We start from the raw sequence: 22,748 nt of genomic DNA, 5'->3' as shown, positions 1-22,748 counted from the left end.
AGTCATAACCATTTGAATATCAACACATTAAAGAACTAGTGGGCCGGTATTTCCCATAGCCCACTAGTTCTCCGAATGGCTTATCTGGCTACACCAATAGATATCCTCTTTATGTGCGTAGTTCCGTCTATGTCCCTGCAGGTTACTACACACAGATAACTTCCTGCTGCTACTGCTCTTCCAGAACTGTTTTTTCTGTCCCAGTAAATTCCGTAATCCTGAGGTGATTGAGTACTTTTAAGTTCAAGGCCGCTTGCCACCACATTACCGACCGCATCATAGATTACCGCACTGCCATAGCTTCCCCGTTGATCCCTCACCAATGGTTTTCTTGAATGGAGAGCTATGATCATACTTCCATCGGTAGTTCTGTTACCGATCACATTTGCGTAGAAGCGATGAAACCGATGTGGTATACCTTCTCCGGGTCGTATTGGATTGGGTGACGCTGTGATACTCAGGCTATTGTCTCCTCCAAGCTTTATATACTCTTTTCTGGCTATTGAGGGATCGGGAGGGTAAACACCTGCTTTGTCCTTAACTCTGCCAGCAAGCTGAAGGAGATCCTCAAGAGGCGAAATGGTCTCATTTGAAACTAGTGAACCTTCCCTTATCAGGTGAACTTCTGTGACATAATCCTCATTTTCCGGAAAATGAAATTTTGCTCCGTTTAAAACCTCAGGGCTATAAAGACTGCCATTTCGGTAGTAATAGAATGCTTCTGAAGGTGAGAGTGTTTCAAGCTCTTTTCTGTGTATTGGTTCACTGAGTTCAATTTTTAAAGTATCACTTGTAGAAAACATGTCACCCGGGAAATAAACAGCGCTTTTTATGACAGTGCCTGCACCATCTGCCACCTGCACATCTTTTACTGCCAGATATGTTTTTCTTCCGGAATTATCAATAATGAAATCCGCGTTTAATACAGGTGTCCAGTCTGTTTGAAAACCCCACTTCGTTTTCTCCCTAAGAGAAATAAACCATACAGAATCACCCTGAGCTGCATTTGAAGCAGGAGCTAAATCATGTATGGGCAACTCTTTAGATTCACCATAAATCACCCGAAGAGCTCCTCTCAAATCTTCACCCCAAAGCTGAACTGGTTTTGTGAAGTGCAATTCGATCCTGTCCAAATACCCGTTTCCACTGGTGTCCCGGGTAAAGGCAGCTTTTAGAAGGTCTGGTTTATCGCTTATCACCGATACCGTTGCAGGGATAAGAGTATCTTCGGTTATAGTTACGGTCGTTGTTCCTTCACCGGTTCTAAATAGTACAGCACTCCAGGCGCTGTCTGGTATAACGGAAACATCGGCTATTTCAATGTCGCCGGATTCCCAATGGGTAGTGATAGGATCTGATAAGCGCACAAAATTATGAAAACGGTCACGCACCAGCGCATAAAGCTGAGTAGCTTCCTGCTCATCATTAAAATATAGCTCTACCGGTGCTGAAGGTGTATTTAGCATATCACTGGTAATTTCAGAGGTCTTCTGTACATTCACATACTGGGGATATGAAGGCATAACGTAGACAGAGACAGTAGTGCAGTGAGTGTTTTGCTCGGTTGTATTTATACAAGCTCTTATGGTAATGCTGCGCCATGCTTTTGTTGCAGTGATACTGTTGGTTGCTCCTTTTGAATTATAAAGGCTGTCTCCTTTTTGCGGTTCTATAATTTCCCATTCAATGTAGGGGCCAAGAGAATCCATTGGTTCTCCATTCTGATCTAACACAACAGCATTTAGCAAAGAGGTTGTTCCGGCTTTGAGCGTATCATTATCGGCCACTATTATTAGCTCCTGTGGAACCAGCGGAGGCACAACAGAGGTGATAGTTGCCCTTCCCGGCAAAAGGTCTCCCTCTTGTGCTTCTATCACCACCTCTCCATCACCATTTTGATAAACAAGGCCTTTATAGAGGCTGTCGCCCACACCTGTAACGGAGACAGAAGCAGTATCAGAAGAGTTCCACTGAGTGGTTAGGCTATCAGCATATCTGACAAAATTACCATACCGGTCCCGTGCAACAGCATAAAGGGTAGCAGTGGGGAAATCTTCGGTTAGGCTGATTTCGGGATCAGGAGTATTTGTAGTTAGCATATCAGCGGTTATGGTGTGCTCTTTTTGTAGATTTAAATGATGAGGATCACCGGGAGAGACAAACAGAGTGGCAGTGGTACATACGACATTTCCGGTCTCCGGATCCTCAACGCACGCCTCTATGGTTACATTTCTCCATGCTTTAGTGGTTTGATACGTTACTGTTTCGCCCTGGGTTGGAATAATAGTGTCCTGTGAATGTGGATCGATTACTCTCCAGGAAACATAAGGAAGCAAGTCTGATAATTTATTGTCACGCTGATCAAAAACAATTGCGGTTAGATCTTTTTTGTCGCCAGCCCGGACAGTATCGCTATCGATCTCAACTTCGATTCTGTTAGCTACAAACAACGTATGGGTCAGGGATGAAAACATGATCGCATCATAAACGATCTGCTTTGCAGCCAGGGTGTTGACCAGAAATTGGGGTTGAAATGAAACCGCGACCGCTCTTCGAATTACATCTTCATCGGTGGTATCCTGAATAGCGACAAGCACATTAAGCTCAGGTTCTCCCACCTGGGGCAGATTTTGGCCATCTACAAAGCCCTGCTGATACCCCAGCATAGTAGTCCATTGGGGATAAAGAACTTCATACTGATCTGCATCTGCCTGACATCGCCCCTCCCCTACAGGATGAAAATGGAGAATAGTACTGTTAGTTATAGAATCGATGGTGTTAGAGATCAGACCATTGGCATTGGGATACGCTAATGAGCCGTCTCTTTGGAAAACTTTTATCTTTTCATCCTTTTCTCTGGCCAGGCCTATCCAAAGGGAATCGATATGCATGGCATCCCCCATAGGCATCGGTACGTTATCGACTCCATCGAATCCAAAGGTGTTTGCTGCCAGATCAGCAGCATCATCCCCTACCGAGACTATGCCTATCTTTTTGCTTACCGCTTCATCAAAGATTTCCTGTAGTTCGGGTCCATTCCAACCTGTAGACCAACCTCCGTTTGAGTGGATGATTACATGTGGAATCGTATCTTCTCCCCAGAGTTGGGAGACCTGTGACCAGGTAGCAGGTTCATTTCTGCTGTTTAAGAGCGTTTTAATATTGGGTATTCTTTCTATGTTGAGTGCTTCAAGAATAAACTCCAGCGTCTTTTCACCCACGGGCCGTGTAGCAGGATGACAACTGCTCAGTCCTACAGGATCATTCCATATAATAGCTACTCTCAGGGTATCTTCATAGTCAGGGTGTACACGAATAGGAGCTTCCGCAAAAGCAAGGTTGTATAAACCAGACAGAAGCAGAGCAAAAACTAGTAGGTGAAATGACCTGTTCATTTTACCTCCCTTGGGCGGTTCCGAGTTTGGTGCTGAAACGGATTGTTTACACTAATTCTTATTTCTAAAACTAAGTATACCTTCTTGCAATCTCTTTTTTCTTCACTTAAACTGAATAAAGTTCATTTAAACGGTAATACTACTTACATTTCTTTTATTTGCTTGTAACTTTAGTTGCTCGCATCCATTTTATAAGCAGAAGCACTTCTCCGCAGCACCCGTTTCAAATAGTCTCTTAAGCTAGTAATGAACAGCGCTAAGCTTTGTGAATTAATAGATCATGGGAAAGTACCCGAAATGGATACCAAGCTTTTATAATAGTAAGAAGTTATTTAGGAGAGAGATTATGATTAAGCTTACCAGAAAGACCAGAATTGTTGCAACCCTGGGTCCTGCCAGTTCATCTAAAGAGAAATTATGGGAACTTATGAAGGCCGGGGTAAATGTGTTCAGGATTAATTTCTCTCATGGAGATTTAAGCACCAAAGAGCAATTGCTTTGTGATATCAAAGAGGTTTCATCAAAGCTTGAAGCTTATCCTGCGCTTTTGGCAGATCTTCAGGGACCCAAAATTCGTACCGGGAAAACAGAGGATAACAGGGATGTGTACTTAAAAAGTCATTCAGAGGTTGTGGTTACTTCAGAGAACCTTGTTTGTGATGAACGGGCCATTTCGGTAGATTATCCCACGCTCTCTGAAGAGATCGGACCGGGTCAGGAGTTGATGGTTAACGATGGCCATATTCACCTTAAGGTCCTTTCGCTGGATAAGGCAAGAAACCGAATAAATTGTTTAGTGCTCGAAGGCGGCGTTTATTCTTCCCATAAAGGTGTTAACCTGCCCAATGTGGACCTGAAGATTCCCGCTCTGACCGAAAAGGACCGGGAGGATCTTCAGTTTATTCTGAAGCACAATTTTCAGTACATAGCCCTTTCTTTTGTACGAAAAGCACAGGATATAAAAGATTTAAGAGAAATCATTGAGTCTGCCCGGTCGCATCTAAAAATAATCGCCAAAATCGAAAAACCGGAAGCCGCTGAACATATAGAAGAGATTTTAAACGTAAGTGATGGGATCATGGTTGCAAGAGGCGATTTAGGGGTAGAGATGTCCCCCTCACTGATTCCGGTAGTACAGAAAGATCTTATCAAGAAGGCAAATGATACGGGCAAAGTAGTCATTGTGGCGACCCAGATGCTTGAATCGATGATCAAGCACCCCATTCCTACGCGTGCAGAATCCACTGATGTGGCCAATGCGATCTTCGATGGAAGCGATGCGGTTATGCTTTCGGGTGAAACCGCTGTGGGGGACTACGCTGTTGAAACGGTTAAGATGATGGGCAGGATAGCCCTAACTGCAGAAGGTAGTTCCTATTACTATAAAGAAATAATCAATCTATCCATAAGGGATACACATCCTCCCCATGCTTTGGCCGAAGCGGCAGTTTGGGCCGCAAAAGATCTGGGTGGAGTTCCAATTTTGCTCTTTACCATCTCTGGTGATACTGCCTTTTATCTGGCAAAACTAAGAAATCAGTCCCCTGTGTATGCTTTTTCTCCTAATCACAATGTTGTACGAATGCTCTCTTTGGCATGGAATATCTCCTCACACTACCTGCCTATGGCCGAAACAGATACCTCGTCGCTGCAACTCTCTGCCGAAGAGATTTTGCTTAAAAAAAATCATATCCAAAAGGGAGATTTAGTGTTAAACCTTGCAGGAACGACACCTGTTAGAGGAGCGACCAACATTTTACGAGTCAAACGGGTTGGAGAGGAATAAGATGCCATAGCACAATTGCTGCTTTCAGGTATATCGATTGCAGGTTAAAAGGTAAAAGGCTTCTGTAATATTTTTACACCTTTAGCAGTCTGGCTACTCAGGGGGAATGTTGGGTAATTACTATCCTGATCAATTATCCGAAGACCAGCTCTACCAGTCATATAAGCTAATCCCCTATGGCCTGGGGTCATCAATTGTGATGGCTACTATTGTTGCCGCTCTTCACTGGTATCTTGTACCGCAGGTAATAGTATTTGTATGGTTTGCGTTAACATTCATTATTGTGTTAGTTAGATCATTTCTGCAGGTGTGGTTTTACAAGACCAGAAAAAGAGCTGGTATAAATTTTAAAAAATGGCACAGAAGGTACATTCTGAGCTTATTTGCCGCAGGCTTTGTATGGGGAAATGCCGCAATGTTTGCTAACTTTCACCAGTCTGATAAACATCAGATACTGGTGGCCTTTGTGCTTGGAGGGTTAGCTGCCGGTGCTGCAAGTGCATCTTCCATGTTTAAGTATAGTTTCTATTTCTTTGCTGTCCCCCTCCTTTTTCCTCTTATTGTTTACTTTTTAATTAGTGAGGATGGAGTAGACAGAACCATGGGGGTGATTACTATTTTGTACTTTGTTTTTATCTCTTTTACCTCAAGGAATATTTTCAAAACTACAGTAGAATCGCTAATATTTAAATATCAAAACAAAGATCTAGTCAATGAATTACACAGATCGAATCAATTTGCTCTAAATAAGGTAGAGGAATTGAAACAGGAGATAGAAGCAAGAAAATCGATGCAGGGAGAGCTTGAGATCCTTAGCAAATCACTTGAAGAGAAGGTTCATCAGCGTACACAAATGTTGAATGAAACCAACTCAGTCCTTCAAATGGAAGTATCGGAAAAGATAAAAGCAGAAAAAGCTCTCAAGAAAAATGAGTGGAAATTTCGCTCCATGTTCGAAACGGCTCAGGAAGGGATATGGGTATTTAATTCCAATTGTCGCCTGAGATATGTGAATGAAAAAATGGCCCATATGCTGGGATATACTCAGCTTGAGATGATAAATCATCATCGCCGTTTTTTCCTACACCACCCTCCGCAAACAGGTGGCAATTCTTTGCTTTTTAAGGAAGGAATACGGCAGATAACGCTTAAGAAAAAAGATGGTCGTGAATTTTGGGTTCTTGAATCAGTAAGCTTTCTTCCAGGACCAAATGAACAAAGTAAGATGATTTTAGGCATGGTAACTGAAATCACCGAAAGAATCAAAAAAGAGAAAAAGATAGAGGAGCTAAACAGCCAACTTAAGGAAGTAAATAAGGAACTTGATGCCTTTACCTATTCGGTTTCTCATGATCTTCGTGCTCCATTGCGAACTATTTTCGGTTTTTCTGAAATATTGATAGAAGACTATGGGGATAAATTTGATGAAACTGGTCGTATGTATATTGATCATTTGCAAAAGGCTGCAAACAGAATGAAATCTCTGATCGATGATTTATTATTATTGTCAAGAGTATCTAAATCTGACATGAAACGTTTGCGGGTAGATCTGTCCAAAATAGCAAAAGAGATAATCGCTACCCTAAAAACAGAATACCCAAACAGAAAAGTAGAGTATCAGGTTGAAGATAACCTCATTGCTTTATGTGATTCGGGCCTTATAAAAATTGTCCTGGAAAACCTAATCAATAATGCCTGGAAATTCACTTCAGAGAGAGAAACCGCAAAAATTGAAATCGGCTCTATAACCGAAGAAGGTAAAAACGTTTATTTTGTTAAAGATAATGGCGCTGGTTTGGATATGACTTTTGAGCAAAAATTGTTTAAACCATTCCAGAGATTGCACCCTTCAACCCGTTTTTCCGGCACTGGAGTAGGATTAGCAACAGTTAAAAGGATTATAACCAGACACAGGGGTACAATCTGGGTTCAGAGTGAAATAGATAGGGGGACAACATTTTATTTCACTCTGGATGGTTAATTGCAACATAGTTTTATCGGGGACCTGTAGCTATAAGCTCTCTTTCCAGTTCACTTTCTCTTTGGCGCTCCTGGGCATTTCTCATAAAGATTCGTTTCAGCTCGGAGGCTATAAAGCTTGATTGAACGGTCCAGTAAGGGGTGTGGGTTGTAACCACTGCGACTGCCAGTCTCTGGTCTGTATTATATGGATGTCTGGTAAAACCAACAAACCAGTCTGTACGGCCAATTCCCCGTTTTCTCATGTTGCCGGTTTTACCGCCATACTGAAACACATTGAAGCGGGGGGATTGTCTGATTACTCTAAAGGAGCGGCGTGCAGTACCGGAAGCAGGTACACTTTCCATAAGATCCCGAAGATAAAATGCCGTAACAGAGTCAACCGGATTGAGCCAGGTTTTTGATTCTCGGTGATACACAGTAGAATCTGAGCTAACATTCACCACACTGTCTACAATTGTTGGATAAGGCATACGGCCGTTTTCTGATATAGCACTTGCCATCAATGCGCCTAAAAGGGGTGAAAGTGATGTTTCACGGTTGTAGCCTGATGCAAGTTGTGCTATAGTAAAGTCGCAGTCGGTGGGAAACATTTCGGAAGCTTCTGCTGAGAGCTCAAAAGGAACCGTTTGATTGTAACCGAAACGATTTCCATACTCATTTAATGCCCCTTCATCCATTTTAAACAAAGCAAGCCTGCCAAAAGCAGGATTTACCGATAAGGCAAAAGCTCTTCGAAGGGTAAATTCGGTAAAATTGCTTAGTTGTGGTGCAAGCTGGGACCGGTACAGAGAGTGATTTCTTCCGGTATGTACAATTCTACTCAAAGGTGTAAGTCCGCCATTTTCTATGGCAGCAGCGGCAGTAACTGCTTTAAACACTGAAGCTGCAGGAAAAATACTACTAAGATAAAGGTGGTCTCCCAAGTCCTTTTCGCCTTCATTGGTGTACGAGACCAGAGCAAGCACTCTTCCAGTAACCGGGTCAATGGCTACGATTGCTCCGTAACGGGGACGGTAGCGCTGCATAAGTCTGGTGCCATAGTTTTGCAGAGCTGTATCAATGCTTGTTTTAAAAGTAAGAGTATCGTTATTATCGTATATCGTATGAACCGGTGATGGATTCAACTTGTGTTCATTGAGCAGTTTTGAAACGGATTCAAAGTCATAAACCCGAGGAGGAATTTCTTCGTTTTTCTCACTTCTCAGAAAAGAAAAAAAACTTAGTATAGATTTTTCATCCTCTTTGGTAGCAGAGCATTGGGATGTATCCTTTACTTCGACATTAAAATCCTTTAACTGATCCGATACCATCTCTTCAGAAGTCGGAACAGCCATCGTGAATTTTGCGATTGCAGCAGCAAAAGCAAGGAGCAAAAAGAAACGTATTCGACCCTTTTTGGGGGATTAATTTTTTTCGGTTGGATCCGCCGGAACGTATCCTGCGGACCATGGGAGACTCCTTCATCTAAACTCCGTAATGTACTCGGTAAGTAGTTGCTTAAAGAGGCAGTGTGAAAATACAGAGACAGTACCGGATACAAGGCACTGTCTCTGTATTTGTAATGGTTAAAACGTTATTGCAGTAAGAATACTGACATGGTTATCAGAAACCAGGTTTTGATCCTGATCCACTTTGAACCCATAACGATAATCCAGTACCAATGACGCACCTTCTGCGATTTCAAATCCTGTTCGGTAACCATAGTAGGTATAAGGAGTTTTACTGAAGAAGGAATCGTTTCCGGATCTTCTTTCTCCATCTCTATTGTACCTGAAATCAGATCCTATTCTGGTTTTCTGGTAGTATGCTTCAGCCCTGTTGAGCTTTGGGATTCGCTCCATGATCATACTGCCAATAGTGGCAGAAGCTTCAAAACGCTGATCTTTATTATCATCTTTTTTGCCGATCATGTACTGATAGGCACCATCCACAACCAGTACGTTAGCGATATTAAATCCCATGCGACCAAATACTCCGTTGAGGGTATCATCTTTAAGATGATCGACTTTTGTTGAGAGCGGATCCCTTCTGAGCCGTTCCTCAAGATAGTAGGTGTCGAAATGCCCTGGCTGAAATTTTCCCTGAACTCTGCGATACTCAAGGCTTGCCCAGAGCCGCCATACGTTAAGAGATATTCCAGGAGCACCGATACCCCAACCCTTGCGGTCCTGCCGTGTTGCACCCTGAGCATAAAGATCGAGGCTTAAAAGCGGGTTGCGGATCAGTGGTATTCCTATATCGCCGCCAATGATTGAGAAGGATTCGGTTCTCTTCTGAGCGTCTCTTAAAGTTTCGAGATCAGCAATCATTTTATCTGGGTTTATTCCCCTATTTTCCATGAACTCTCTGACATTTTCTGTCAGCTCACCGCTCTCAATGATTTTTTCCAGATCCTCAGCTCCTTTTTCGGCTTTCCATTCTCTTGCCGGAGCATACATGTTTCTGTCGGTAGCGTAGGTAGCACCGATAGAGATACCGTTAACAATTGGCGTTTGGCTGGTTTTAAAAGGCCTGAAAGCCAGGCGACCGGCCATTACCCCACCATCATTTCTGAAATCGAGAAAATCTGCCACCAATGTCTGAGCAGTTATTCCAAATTTTGAAACATCATTGACATAGAGCTGAAGTCCAGGAAGTCTTTGATCGGGATAGCGTAGCATATTGGTGAAACGATCCACTACGAATCCATAGCCAAACGTCACATTTGACAGGGCTCCGAATTTAACGAACAGCGGGTCTTCTTCGCTGCCAAAGCGCACATAGCGAACCTTTCGTGCAAGGGCTTCTGCCCAGTTATCTTTAAAATTCCAGCCCTTATCAGAAAAATCCCCTTTTTCATCTATGAAAAATTCCAGGTCAAAAAAGACCCCAAATTTCCAGATCGGCACATCCACACCAAGATTCAAACGTGTCCACTGCTGACCATCAACTGTTACTATACCGGCACCAAATTCCCAGTTTGGAGATGAAGAGTATGCTTGTGGTGGGGCAGTAGTAACAGCAGCAACAGTTTCTGTTTCGGGCTCTTCTGCGGTTTTTTCTTCTGTTGGCTGTTGCGGCTCTGTATCATCGCTCTGCTCTGCCGGTACAGACACTGGCTGAACCGGATCAGTTGATGCGGGCTGATCTTCTGCTACATCCAGAGCAGAACCATCAGCTTCTGCTATATTTTCAGTTTCTGTTTCCTGTTCATCCACTGTTAGATCTTGGGTTTCGGGGAGTTGCTCTGTAAATGACTCCTCGGTCTCATCAGCTTCTATAGCATCTGCGACCTCTTTTTCTGTGCTTTCTGCCTCAAGTCCTGCCCAGCTTTCAAGCGATTGTATGGCCCGTTCAGAAAGATCACCACTGCTTAGTGAGCCGGATTCGTCCACGGCACCAAATTGTCCGGCCAGAATTGTTAGCGATTCTCCGCTTTGAGAACTCATTTGTACAGAACCTCGTATCACAGCGGCGGTGGGTTTTCCCTGTCGGGTTGATCTGATTGCCACTGCAGTTCCTTCTAAAGTGAAATCGTAACCCTTATGATGGATTACAATATCTGAAAACTTTTCCGGGGAGTTTCTATCGATTAGAATCTGCCCTTCATCAAAATGAACAGAAAGGGATGAGTTATCTATACTAAGACTAAGAGCACCTTTACCCCGAAACAATAAACGAGTGTTTTCTTCAAGATTTATAGTGGCACTCTGCTCAGAATCAAGGAAGAGGGAATCGCCAACTGCCATTACAGAGGATTCTTCAACTTGTTCCCTTTCATCCGAAACGAAACGCCATAGTTTTGCTTCACCATTGTCGATATTCAGTCCAAAACTTTGGGCTAGACCAGTAGTATAGGTTACCAGGACTGCCGAAATAAGCAGTGCCACTTTCTTCATCTCTACCTCCTTAAAAATTTTATTTTGGTGGAAAGTGCCTGAAAAGGGAACAGATCTGCAATAAGAATATAGCAATAAAATCTAATTATATCCAACTTTTCGCTTCTATTTCAACATTTTATATCAATTTAAGCTTTTAATCTTAGAAAAAAAGCTGGTAGTTGATTCCAGCCAATTAAAAAAACGGGAATTCCTTAGTATTAAACTTAGGTATTGAAGGCTTCTGCTCTACTATTAAATATCCTGACAGCATCACTAAATGCTACACCCACAATGTCAATTTTCTCTAAATCGGCATTACCCATCCCAATCTGCTGAGCCTTTTTAATGTGAGCCACATCCCACCTGTTGAGAATAGCAGCTCCAATGCTATCAAGAGCGACGAAATCCTTTGAAGCCAGTACCAGGTTAGATTCAAACGTTTTGCCCCCTATTGGTCCTGTGCCAATCATTGCCGGATGACCGGTTACTATTCCCAGGTGTATGGGGAAACGGTGGCACATCCCGGCAATAAATCCATGAAGATCATTAAAGAAAACTTCATCTGCATACTTATACTTATATCGGGGATGCCCGTAGTAATCTGCGGCAGGGAAAGACATGGCGATATTTTTCATACTCAGCGTCACTTCAGCCAGTTTATGGACTTTGTGCTGAGCGAGGGAGACAATGGTATCGTAAGAGAAGATATGAGGATTAATAACCACCTCTTTTGTGGAACAGTACCTTAGATGCACTTTTTCAAATGGCCCTCTGTTATGGTCAAAAAATTCGACTTTTTCTTCACGTAACACTTTATCGATGCCCAGGTATTCAAAAATCTGGTCTGTTTCGCCCCCACCAGAACCTCCGGTGACTGTAATCTTGTAGGGGTTAAAGCTTTTAACAATCTTTATCACTGCTCTTACCGTTTCGGCCTGTGTGCAGGCGCTGGTATCCTCAGGTGATGCCCAGGTTTCATTGGGCTTAATGGCCACATGTCTGTCTCTGAAAAGGTCACTTAAGGTACCCAGAAAATCCAAAGCCTGCTCTATTGCCGTATTCACTGAAGAATGATCTACTATTGCAACCCGGCTTCTCATACTGTCCTCGTAGATAGGAGATAAAAATGAAGATACAGTGACTAAAAAGGAACAAAATGTATGCCAACACCACAGAACGTATGCGAAAACGACCTGCTGTATAAAAGTCTGAAGAAAACGCCCTGTAGAATCGTAGTCTTTTATAGATTATCTGAAGAATTTTTCTAGGAGGTTGCATGTTAAAGACGACAATAATGGTGACTGAGTCGACCGGAATGCTGGAAAAAGAGATAATTCGTCAGATTCTCCGTAAAGGTAATTGCGTAAAAATTGCTGCCAGAGATACTGAAGAGGCGCAATCGGTTACCCGCGAATGTCCTGTTGTTCATTTTGATTTTGAAAATCCCCGTACTTATTCTAATGCGCTCAAAGGGACTTCCAGTGTTTTTCTGGGATTTCCAATGAATTACCCTCGTGTAGATGACTTTCTTCTTCCATTTATGGAACAGGCGCGTTTTTATGGGGTAAAACATATTGTGGGAATGGGTATAGTCGGTGAAAACAGAGACTCTCCTTTAATGATTGCTGAAAAGTGTCTTCAAAACTGTGGAATGAATTACACAATTATTCGCCCTAATCTTTTCATGCAGTTTTTTAAGGAACTTGCTTCAGATGGGATTCGTCGCGACTCGTTGATTCAATTACCTGCAAATGATGCCAAGATTTCTTTTGTGGATACACGTGATGTCGCTGAGACTGTTGCAGACATTCTCATCAGAGAGAAGTACCAGAATCAAATGTTTGTTTTAACCGGAGCACAAGCACTCAATCATTACCAGATTGCTGATATACTTACTAATGTAACAGGACGTAAAATCAGATACAAACCTATCAGTCATAACCAAATGTGGAAGATTCTTCTTGAAAGAGGTTATACTGAACAGGAGGTGGAATACATGGTTGGTCTTTACGAAATAGCAAGGCATGGTTGGTGCGAAAACATAGCACAGGATCTTGGCTACATTTTAGGACGAGAACCTACTTCTTTTGAACAATTTGCCATCGATCACAGGCATGAGTGGGTATAGCTCTGCGGTTTTGCTTTCTGCTCAGAGCTTTGCTGCTAATGTTGCAATAAAGGGATCACACTGCAAATAGCTATCTTAAGTTTAAGAGAGAGAAGTGTAGCTCATAAGCGCAGGATGTTCAGGCAAAAGAAGAATGCCCCTTAAACAGAGTTGTTTCTGTTTAAGGAAACTTTGATGTGTGCAGTACACCCTTTTTTATTATCATTGTTTTTGAGCATAAGTGATCCCTGGTGGGCCTCTACTATTCGACGGGCTATGCCCAGGCCAAGTCCGGTACCTGCCTTTTTTGTGGTGAAAAACGGATCAAAAATATTGTCTAAATATTCTGGCGCAATCCCTTCACCCTGATCTACTACATCGATTAGTATAGTATTATCATTTTTTTCGTAATCTAAAAACAGATCGATATCTTTATTTTCTGGGCTGTAAAAACTGGCGTTTTGAAATAAATTAAACAAAACCTGTTTTAAGCGTGAGTAATCTCCGTTAGCTTCAAGAGAATTCAGGTTTTTAAGATTATGGAAGACTACTTTGCTTGTTTTCTTATCCCTCTCTTTATTCCATTGATCTATTGCTGAGCAGCACAGGTCAACAAAATTTAACCTCTCAAAGCCACTGGTACTGTCTGTTTTACCCAGCTCCAGAAGGTCTTTCATAAGAAGGTTTAATCGTTCAACTTGTGAGTTTATGTACGTTTTATACATCTGCAAATCTTTAACACCTTCTAACTCCTGGTATAAAGCTTCAAGCAAGGCAGAGATAGCGTTTAAAGGATTTCTGACTTCATGAGCAATTCCGGAAACTATTTTTCCCAAAAGCTTAACTTCATGCTCACGGCGTCGATTCAGCTCCATCTCTTCCCTGGCATCTTCAAGCTCTTTCATGGTTTCCCGATGTTCTTTTCGATGCTCAAGTTCTTTAAGCTCACGCTTAATTGCAGGAACAAGCCGACCTAAATTATCCTTGTTTATAAAATCGTTCACCCCGGCTCTCATGACTTCTACAGCCGCATCTTCCCCAATATTTCCAGAAACCATAATTATAGGAATGTCTAACCCACTATCCTTTATGATTTTTAGAGTATCAAGGCCATTCATCTCCGGCAGGGTATAGTCGGTTATTACAATATCCCATTTCTGACTTTTAAGTGCATCTTTCAGATGGCTTGATTTATCAACTCTTTTACAGCTAAAATCGAAGCCGTGTTTTGACAAGTGGCGATCAATCAGCAGTGCATCGCTTTCGTTATCTTCAACCATTAGTATTCGCAAATTAGACATCAAAGAATCTCCGCAAAACTACAAGGATCTTAGATCCGGCAAATAATACCTTAAATAAGAAGGGGTACAGATCTTATCGTACATTCTACTACAAAATAAAATCTTGCGCACTACATTTATACTATTTTTATATTTAGTGCATAATAGTCTAAACAAATTTAGTGCTGGGTCTAAACTGGTGATAATTTTATGAAGTCTCTTCAGCCTCCTTTTGCTCATACAGCCCTTTTTTTCTAATTTTTCCATTGTTAGACTTGGGAAGTGACTTCATTATCTCAAAATGTTTTGGTATTCTGTTACGTTCCAACTTGATGGAGCAAAAATCTAATATTTGGTCTTTAGATAGTCGTTTTCCCTCTTTAAAAACTAAAAATGCCTTCAGTGCATTACCCAGTATTTTATCTGGCACACCAATTACAGCCACCTCTTCCACACCACTGAGGCCATACAGAACATCCTCAATTTCCTTTGGACTTACTCGCTCTGCTCCGCTTTTTATAATTTCATCCTTTCGTGAAATAAAATAAAGGTAGCCCTCTTCATCCATTTTAAAAAAGTCCCCACTCATGAGTACTTTTTCACCAGGGTATATTCCCTTTTTAAGCACTTTTTTTGATTCTCCCTCTTTATTCCAGTACCCTTTCATCACATGTGCTCCTCTGATAACGAGTTCCCCCTCCCTATGTGGCTCATTTATCTTGTTTCCATTTTCATCTACAAGCCAAACTTCGGTATTTGGAATAGCTTTTCCTACAGATAGGGGACGATTTTTGAGTTCAGCGGGGGGCAGATAGGTAACACGCTTACACTCGGTAAGGCCATACATTGAATATATTCGGGCAGAGGGGAAAATACCCTCTAAAGCTTCAATGTGTGATAGTGCAAGCGCCTGACCGGTATTGGTTATATATCTGACTGATGATAGATCTTCAGGGTTTATATTTTTTAAAACGCTTATTAGTACAACCATTGCAGGTACAATTGGAAATCCTGTAACTTTAAATTGTTTAATTTTTTGTATTGCCTGAAAAGGATAAACAAAAGCTTTTTCCAGTACCAATGTTCCACCAAATTTTATCGTCATAAGTGCCTGGTACAAGCCATAATCGAAGGAAAGAGGAAGATAATTTAATACGATATCAGTATTGGTATTTTCAAGATACTGAGTTATTGAGGTGGCTGCTGTAACCATATTTTGATGGGTAAGCATGACACCTTTAGGCTCATTGGTTGAACCTGAAGTGTATGTTAGAGATGCAAGGTCGATATCGATGCTTCTGTTATCGGGTTCATTCTCTGTTCCAACCTCTAATAAAGAATTGAAATCTATAGTGTTATTGTATGTCGAATTCTGAATATTATTTCGGTTTTGAGAAGAAGATAATGCCTCGTAAGCTGTAAGTATAATTGTGGTTAAGCTGGTTGCATTGTCTATACCCCCCTGAGCAACCTGCTCCTTTCCGTTTAAATCAGTAATTATTAACCGAACCTGACAGTCGTTAAGTATATAAAAAAGCTTTTTACTTTTTACCTGGGGGTTAATGACCAAAAACACCCCACCGGCTTTAAGAATTGCAAAGATCGATATCACTGATTCTATTGAATTTTCAAGATAAACAGCAACTCTATCCTGTTTTTTTATTCCCATTTTGACGAGGGAATTAGCCAAACAGTTTACTTTGTTATTCAACTGCCCGTAGCTTATCTCCCTGCTTTGCTGCACTATAGCGGTTTTTTGGGTAAATTTTTCTGCACTATGAGTAAGAAAATCACCAAGTAGCATAGTTCCTCCGGGTAGGAAACTGATATTTTAATGATAAATAATGTTAAAAAGCGAAGCGAGTGCCAATAAAAAGTGTTTCAATTGAATTAATAATCCGCTTAAAACTATATTCTCTTATGGAGGTACTGGTGAAACAAATAATTACCCTAACGACAGTGATGTTTCTTTTGAGCGCTTGTAACCCTACACAATACTCTGGCACAATTACCTATATTGATCTTGAGGGTGGTTTTTACGGGATTATTACCGAAGAAGGTGAAAGGTACAGACCTATCAATCTACCGGAAGAATTTAGGGAAGATGGTTTGAAGGTAACGTTCAGTGGCAGTGTAGCAGAGGATGTGGTTGGAATACATATGTGGGGTAAACCGTTTGAAATTGATCACATAGAACGAGCAGAGAAACAGTAAAGATTACTCAATCTCTACTCTTACCAATCCCCGTACAGAATTGCCCAGAAACAATTCATTTTCATATAGATCCTCTAATTTTATTATTTCCTGTGTACATATGCCTTTTGCTATCAATTTACTTCTAAGCACACCATTCAGTAGACCACAGTGCTGAGGTGGCGTACGTAGTTTACCAGCCTTTTTGATAAAGACATTACTTCTGGCTCCTTCCGTGACCTCGCCGGATTCATTAAACTGAATAACGTCCCATACTTCACCGTCTTTTATCATCTGCATAGACTCACTATACCATGGCCTATGGCTTGTTTTATGAAAAAGGTAGATATTGTTACTGTTAACAGCTTTGGTTGATACAATGCATTTGTATTTGCTGGTCCTGTTATGTACTTCTATTCCGCTATATTCCCACCTAAGAGTACCATCGGATAGCAGCATGAGCTTTACTTTGCAGCGAGGTACTGAACTAATCGCATTAGCGATCTCAAAAAGAGTGGCTCTAAGCAGATCCTCTCTTAGCAAAAACTGAAAAAACCGGGCTGAGGATTGTAGCCTTTTTATATGATCGTTTTCATATAACGGTTGTCCATATCGGTAATAAATAGACTCAAACAAATAGAAAGGCCGGGCTTCTTGCTGAAGAAATCTGCACTTAACTTTACATTCTTCCCATTCAAGATCTGAACGAGAATCAGCTACAATACCACTTCCAACCCTGTAGCGCCATTTAGCATCATTCTTTTCTTTTTGAAGCGTACGGATGGGTACATTAAAAACAGATTGCCCCTCAGGAGAAACAAAACCCAAAGCTCCACAGTAAATTCCCCTAAATCCATCCTCCAGCTCAGAGATTATCTGCATTGTTCTTACCTTTGGGGCGCCCGTTACAGACCCACAGGGAAAAAGAGCTTTAATGATATCATAAAAGTCGATATTCTCTCTGAGCTTTCCCTTAATTGTTGAAGTCATCTGATGAACGGTTCTGTGTGTTTCAATTTCAAAAAGCTTTTCTGTTTTAACAGAGCTAATGTCGCATATTTTTCCCAGATCATTTCTGAGCAAATCAACAATCATCACATTTTCGCTTCTGTCTTTTTCACTTTGAGCAAGCTTAGCTATAGCCTCATTATCTTCACGAAAAAAACGCCCACGTGGCGCGGTACCTTTCATTGGTTTAACCGTTATTACTGAGTCAGTAATGTTGAAGAAAAGTTCGGGAGAAAAAGAAAGAGCCTGAAATGTTGGTGTTTTAACGAAAGCGCAGTATGGGGCTTTTTGATTCTCTCTGAGTGCACGGTATAGCTCAAATGGTTTACTGCTCTGACTATCAAAAGACACATCAAATGTAAAGTTTACCTGGTAAGTATCTCCGTTAGCTATGTAGTTTTTAATCTTTTTTATCTTTGAGTTATAACTATTATAATCAATTGAGAGATCAAGTGCTGGCTTTGGAACGCCTACGTTTTTCCTATCGATGCTAAATTTTGGTAAGGGTCTGTTCCACTTACTTTTGAAATGGTCAAAAATCCAGGGCGGTGAAAAAGCGGCAAACCACAGTAGTTTGCCTGAAATGTTTTTTTGAAATATCTTGTTTTCCAGGGCAGCCGCAGTTTCATAGCCAATGTACCCTGCAAGCCAATTTTTTTGGGACAATAGAGCAATATCACGAAGGCAGGATTCTACTTTGGAGAACTCGCTTGTGGATACTACCTGTTTGGGGCTGGTAAAAAGATATGAATGAGGGTTTTCTGCTGAAGGTGTAGCGGTTTCAAGCAAAATTACGCAATCAAGCTGCTCCTGCATTCTACCAATCACTGCCAGGTCTGTTTCTGGTATTGCTACTGGTTGGTTATTTCTTTTTATAGTATTAATAGACATCTATGTACACATCACCGATCAGGCCAGATGGACGACCATTCATTCTTAAAATATTATCAAATGAGTTACAAACGGTCAAAGAGATTTCGTTACGCCTTGAATCACACAACGGAGTTATGTCTGCTTCAAGAGGTTGCCAGCTTAATGGGCCCACTATACCTTTATCATTCACCGAGGCATATACAGTACCAGATGCCTGACCGATCCTAAGTATCAGTTTTTTGTACTCATTGGGGATTTCAAAAGATTGGGAGTAACGGGCACTGCCGGATAGGTAGGGATAACCGTACTTTGTCCATGACCCCTGTCCCGCAACAGATGTGTGCTCATCCAATGCCCAACCCTGGCCCCCCTTAAATATAGAAAATGTCCCCAGTACAAGGGGGGGATAAGTTAAAGGCCTGGGCTCTATAACAAATGGGGGCATTCGAAGCGAGATACGATTAAACCCTTTTACTACGCTTTCTTGTATATCGTATATAAGAGTACGACGTCCAAAGAGATTCAAAAGGCTCTCAGCCTCGCTTTTCGCAGCACAATCAAGTAACATTTGCGGATCTACTGGTTTGATCTTCATCCCATTTGAGATAAGTGCAAACGGTTGGTTATTTAAAGGCTCAGCAGACACAAAAAAGCACCTATCAGGAACAGCTCTGACTTCATATATAGATTCATAAAAATGAATGATAGTACCCGTCTCACGGCTAAGCCCCATGCGGGTTGTCCAGTTTGCAAGAGGTAGTGAGTTTAAACTAAGCGGCTTGAATTGCCACTGTTCTTTAAGTACCATTCTATAACTTCTTTGTGGAAGAGTAACTGCATTGAAAGTATTGCCCGATTCTTCCTGGCATGGTGATGGAGTAATTGCTATAAAAAGTGTTTGCATGGGAGATAAACAAATAGTTGCTTTTCCATCATTTTCTGCTGAGTCTATTTTTGAAAACCCTGAAGAGACAGGGTCAATTATAAACAGATTTTTATCTTTAGAAAGTTCAACAGTAACATTTTGCTCCTGTAGGTCTGAGTTATTTTTTATAATATAAATATCGTATGTGTTTCCTTTGTAATAAGAAGTATAAATATCATTACAGGGTTTACCGGAGCAATCTTTAAGAGAAATTTCACCTTTAACGGAAGATACTGCATTAGCTATATCCTGAAGACCAATTATTTTAACAGCACCTTTTTTTGATGAAGAAGTAAGTTTGTCGATTCTTGATGTTACCTGAGGACTTATGCCATCTTCAAAGGTGCCTTCAGGGCCTTGTTCTACAAAAATCACATTACCCTGTTTGGATACAAGCTTTTCAATAAACACAAGTACGCTTCTTGAGATAAAAGGTGCATAGGGTAGAATAAGAACAGTATAATTACCTTTCCTTATGCGATCACTGGTATTAAAGTCACCATTTTGTCTTACCGTACATCTAAGAAGAAGGTCCTCACTGATAATATCAATGTCAACATCAAGGCTCATAAGCTCTTTAACTGTATGCTCAAACTGCTCAAGCCCACGTTGAGCCAACCCACTATTTTGAGGCAAATGTTGCGAAAATAACGTGCTGCATGGAGAGAGAATCGCTATCTGGCGGACCCCTTGCAGCTCTTTAATAAGCGATTGTGTTTTTGAAGAATATGTACACAGCTGAGCTAAATCCCGCCATTCAGAAGAATACCAAAAAACATTGTGGGGCGTTTTTGAATAACTGCGCTGATCGACATTAAAATAAAATCCATCCATAAGAATTTTTGACGGACCACTGAGTAAGCTTTGATCTATCTCACTCTTAAGACTTTGAATTGTGGCTCCCCTGTTAGTACTGTTTCTTCCTATTACGGTTATGGTCTCACGTCGGTACTCATTTGAATTACAATCGGCCAAAGTACGCAAAACTGAGATGTTTTCATCTGTTCCATCTAAGTTTTGCATCCCCACGGCGACTAACCGCTCCTGAGGGACAAAATTATCACGAAGAGAATTCTCCTTTTTATCCATTGCTCTCTCGGGACAAAGCACCCACTGGGATAAACGATATTTTTTTGCCCATTGCCCCAGTACAAGAGCGAAACGCTCATACATCGACTGAAAAATAAAATCATAGACCTGAGCACGAATTCTATAGGAGTGGGAATCTGATGAAAAGATTGCTGGTAACAGGGCTAGTAGGTCTCTTTTGTATTTTGCTCTGTATTTTGTTATCAGATCATCATCCCAGGGAATAGCACACTCATTAGGTTTGTAAGCCGGCATTTCACAGATAAAACCTTCAAATACAGAAGGCATGAAATTAGAAAATCTGGCATGGAAGAGCTCTAGTATTGAGCTGATATACAGTGGTGCTATTTTTGGGTTGAGCACATTTGGTGCAAAGCCGCCCTCAATGTTTTTGATAAATTCTTTTTTGAAGATAACCAATTTGCTGTTTAAATCAGCACTCTTCCATGTAAAAGATTCTTCTCCAGTCTTAACAGCTATCTGCTTCACTCCATTTAATGGGAGATTTTCATCTTTGAGCGGAACTGAGAGTACAACGTATTCGCTTCTTCTATCCAGGGTTACGACTTGCTCTTCGCCTCCAGATGGGCTAACTTCCCTCTGAAACACCAGATACTGAGCTCGAAGCATTTTAGATTGTGTGGTGATTGTTTCAAAAGAGTTACTCAAAGATAAGGAGAAATCATCCGCAAAACGGACCTTAAAATCTGCTCTTTGGGCAATCAGCAGTACGTTTTCAAAAAGATTCATGAACTCTTCAGAAATGAATGGAGGATTCATATCACGGCCAGGTCTAATCGCTACACCACCAAATCCCTTTGATATAAATGCTTTAAGTTGTTTTTCTACTTCATCTAAAGTTAGTTCTAAATTCCATATCCATAGTGCCCAGGGTTTGGAATTTTGCTCTGTTTTGGAGAAAATATCACAAATTTGCTTCAAACCTGTCTCCTGACGTGGGAAGTTACACAATGCCGAAAATGATGTTTAGCACTGTAAAGTTAGGCCCCTCACTATTTAAATTAATTAAATCTTCCACTATCGTCAAAATAAAAGTAAGCTATTTTAATTTAGCCCAAATTATAAGTTACTGATTTATTTCAACGATATGAATCTGGCTGCTATTTTAACCGTTTTTAACCAATTTTGGTATTATTTAACCAGTTGATGGAAGTTTTATGCAAAGCAGCTAAAATGGATTAGTGTAAAATAGGCCTTTACTTTAACTCCTTTTGGCTATATAATAAAAAACATGGAAAAAAAGCACTATTCAATGAAAGACTTAGAAAGCCTGCTATCAGTCATTGAACGCAATAGACAGGAGAATTTAAAAAACTCTCGTGAAGAGTTTTCTGGTCTTTACTCAGATAATTTTTCTGAAAATGAAGAGGATGATTCGGAATCTGCTCCAGATTGCAGTGTTGAGCCCGGAGACGTAAAACTGGTCATCTTTGCAGAACAAAGCCCTTTTCTTACCTCTTTAACTAATATGCTGAGCGCTATGACGGTAGCCGCTTTATTCGATAATCCAGAAAAGGCTATCAATTTCTCGCTTGAGTACAAAGTGAAAAATGTTCTGGTTGATCTTGATAAACCCACCAACTGTTATCAAAGTATCAATGTTTTTTCGGCTTTGCGTACAATCAGCCCTGAAACTAAAGTTTTTGTATGCACGAACAGACCTCTATCAAACAATGCAGGAGGGCTAAAGCATAAAGGTGGAGTAATTTTACCCAAGCCTATGTTTCGAAAACAAACTGAAGATTTAGTAAAACACTTACAGTGATCAATGCACAGTCTTTTGGCAGCATATAATTCACTTTTATTTTAATTGAAGCTATTGGGATTGTTGTCCCCGCGGTTTGTTCGTCGCACCAATAAATTATGGGGCTAAAGGCGTTACTGATTTCAGACCACTGATTTTGGGTTTTTCTTTTTTTTTCCGTGTATTCCGTGGTTGTTAATCTTAGGATTTTTAACCACGGAAGGCACTGAACACACGGAAGAGGAAAGGAGGGTCAGTTTATGGGTCAGTGGAGTGATAGGTCTTGCTCACGGCTTACCATGTCTTGCGAACAAAATCCTATGTCTTGCGCGCTAATAATCAGTGATTCTTGTGCCATGTTTACCATGTCTTGCTAACCAAAACCCATGTCTTGCGCCGCTATTTTGTGTGTTTTGTGACCGAAGTGGTAGTTCTTGCGCATTGATTATCATGTCTTGCGACTAAAAACCTAAGTCTTGCGCTG

13 protein-coding genes are annotated in these 22,748 nt (G+C 41.0%); 5 read left to right on the top strand and 8 right to left on the bottom strand.

Translation table 11 applies throughout. The annotated features are described in order from the left end of the window. Positions 1–80 precede the first annotated feature (80 nt). Entirely contained in the window at positions 81–3,395 is a 3,315-nt protein-coding gene (locus tag QA601_13645; protein ID MDG5816132.1) for a hypothetical protein, read from the bottom strand. Between the two features lie 346 nt (positions 3,396–3,741). Between QA601_13645 and pyk the strand changes: the two genes are divergently transcribed. Both pyk and QA601_13635 read left to right on the top strand, forming a co-directional pair. Further along, a complete protein-coding gene (pyk, locus tag QA601_13640; GenBank protein MDG5816131.1) occupies positions 3,742–5,181 on the top strand; it encodes a pyruvate kinase in 1,440 nt (479 codons plus the stop codon). A 106-nt stretch (positions 5,182–5,287) separates the two neighbouring features. Beyond that, the gene (locus QA601_13635; GenBank protein ID MDG5816130.1) at positions 5,288–7,162 is read left to right on the top strand and encodes an ATP-binding protein; all 1,875 of its coding nucleotides are present in this window, start codon (positions 5,288–5,290) and stop codon (positions 7,160–7,162) included. Between the two features lie 13 nt (positions 7,163–7,175). On the opposite strand, the gene QA601_13630 is transcribed toward QA601_13635, so the two are convergent. From QA601_13630 to QA601_13620, 3 genes are all read right to left on the bottom strand, one after another. After that, a complete protein-coding gene (locus QA601_13630; GenBank protein ID MDG5816129.1) occupies positions 7,176–8,498 on the bottom strand; it encodes a penicillin-binding transpeptidase domain-containing protein in 1,323 nt (440 codons plus the stop codon). Between the two features lie 231 nt (positions 8,499–8,729). After that, a complete protein-coding gene (locus tag QA601_13625) occupies positions 8,730–11,042 on the bottom strand; it encodes a hypothetical protein (GenBank protein MDG5816128.1) in 2,313 nt (770 codons plus the stop codon). A 206-nt stretch (positions 11,043–11,248) separates the two neighbouring features. Continuing rightward, positions 11,249–12,124, bottom strand: a complete 876-nt coding sequence (locus QA601_13620) for a DUF362 domain-containing protein (protein MDG5816127.1) — start codon at positions 12,122–12,124, stop codon at positions 11,249–11,251. Between the two features lie 176 nt (positions 12,125–12,300). Between QA601_13620 and QA601_13615 the strand changes: the two genes are divergently transcribed. Beyond that, positions 12,301–13,152, top strand: a complete 852-nt coding sequence (locus QA601_13615) for an NmrA family NAD(P)-binding protein (protein ID MDG5816126.1) — start codon at positions 12,301–12,303, stop codon at positions 13,150–13,152. Between the two features lie 140 nt (positions 13,153–13,292). Here QA601_13615 and QA601_13610 read toward each other — a convergent pair whose 3' ends face one another. Together QA601_13610 and QA601_13605 are read right to left on the bottom strand one after the other, a co-directional pair. Beyond that, positions 13,293–14,432 (bottom strand): response regulator, encoded by a 1,140-nt coding sequence (locus QA601_13610; protein ID MDG5816125.1) that lies wholly within the window; start codon positions 14,430–14,432, stop codon positions 13,293–13,295. A gap of 187 nt (positions 14,433–14,619) precedes the next feature. After that, the gene (locus QA601_13605) at positions 14,620–16,215 is read right to left on the bottom strand and encodes an AMP-binding protein (protein ID MDG5816124.1); all 1,596 of its coding nucleotides are present in this window, start codon (positions 16,213–16,215) and stop codon (positions 14,620–14,622) included. 128 nt (positions 16,216–16,343) lie between these two features. On the opposite strand from QA601_13605, the gene QA601_13600 reads away from it, so the two are divergent. Beyond that, positions 16,344–16,625, top strand: coding sequence for a hypothetical protein (locus QA601_13600; GenBank protein MDG5816123.1), 282 nt, complete (start codon positions 16,344–16,346; stop codon positions 16,623–16,625). 3 nt (positions 16,626–16,628) lie between these two features. On the opposite strand, the gene pabB is transcribed toward QA601_13600, so the two are convergent. Together pabB and QA601_13590 are read right to left on the bottom strand one after the other, a co-directional pair. Continuing rightward, a complete protein-coding gene (pabB, locus tag QA601_13595) occupies positions 16,629–18,503 on the bottom strand; it encodes an aminodeoxychorismate synthase component I (protein ID MDG5816122.1) in 1,875 nt (624 codons plus the stop codon). Continuing rightward, the gene (locus tag QA601_13590) at positions 18,493–21,441 is read right to left on the bottom strand and encodes a hypothetical protein (protein MDG5816121.1); all 2,949 of its coding nucleotides are present in this window, start codon (positions 21,439–21,441) and stop codon (positions 18,493–18,495) included. Before QA601_13590 ends, pabB begins: the two co-directional genes overlap by 11 nt. A 331-nt stretch (positions 21,442–21,772) precedes the next feature. Between QA601_13590 and QA601_13585 the strand changes: the two genes are divergently transcribed. Further along, positions 21,773–22,285, top strand: coding sequence for a hypothetical protein (locus tag QA601_13585; GenBank protein ID MDG5816120.1), 513 nt, complete (start codon positions 21,773–21,775; stop codon positions 22,283–22,285). The last annotated feature ends 463 nt before the right edge of the window (positions 22,286–22,748 follow it).

This window comes from Chitinispirillales bacterium ANBcel5, assembly GCA_029688955.1.
Classification (GTDB): domain Bacteria; phylum Fibrobacterota; class Chitinivibrionia; order Chitinivibrionales; family Chitinispirillaceae; genus Cellulosispirillum; species Cellulosispirillum alkaliphilum.
Note: the sequence above shows the minus strand (reverse complement) of the source record. Positions and strands in the feature narration are given on the sequence as shown.

What these genes read in the sequence shown, in the direction of transcription:
- QA601_13645 (MDG5816132.1), bottom strand. Translation starts at nt 3,395, where the DNA reads ATGAACAGGTCATTTCACCTACTAGTTTTTGCTCTGCTTCTGTCTGGT.
- pyk (MDG5816131.1), top strand. Translation starts at nt 3,742, where the DNA reads ATGATTAAGCTTACCAGAAAGACCAGAATTGTTGCAACCCTGGGTCCT.
- QA601_13635 (MDG5816130.1), top strand. Translation starts at nt 5,288, where the DNA reads ATGTTGGGTAATTACTATCCTGATCAATTATCCGAAGACCAGCTCTAC.
- QA601_13630 (MDG5816129.1), bottom strand. Translation starts at nt 8,498, where the DNA reads ATGGCTGTTCCGACTTCTGAAGAGATGGTATCGGATCAGTTAAAGGAT.
- QA601_13625 (MDG5816128.1), bottom strand. Translation starts at nt 11,042, where the DNA reads ATGAAGAAAGTGGCACTGCTTATTTCGGCAGTCCTGGTAACCTATACT.
- QA601_13620 (MDG5816127.1), bottom strand. Translation starts at nt 12,124, where the DNA reads ATGAGAAGCCGGGTTGCAATAGTAGATCATTCTTCAGTGAATACGGCA.
- QA601_13615 (MDG5816126.1), top strand. Translation starts at nt 12,301, where the DNA reads ATGTTAAAGACGACAATAATGGTGACTGAGTCGACCGGAATGCTGGAA.
- QA601_13610 (MDG5816125.1), bottom strand. Translation starts at nt 14,432, where the DNA reads ATGTCTAATTTGCGAATACTAATGGTTGAAGATAACGAAAGCGATGCA.
- QA601_13605 (MDG5816124.1), bottom strand. Translation starts at nt 16,215, where the DNA reads ATGCTACTTGGTGATTTTCTTACTCATAGTGCAGAAAAATTTACCCAA.
- pabB (MDG5816122.1), bottom strand. Translation starts at nt 18,503, where the DNA reads ATGTCTATTAATACTATAAAAAGAAATAACCAACCAGTAGCAATACCA.
- QA601_13585 (MDG5816120.1), top strand. Translation starts at nt 21,773, where the DNA reads ATGAAAGACTTAGAAAGCCTGCTATCAGTCATTGAACGCAATAGACAG.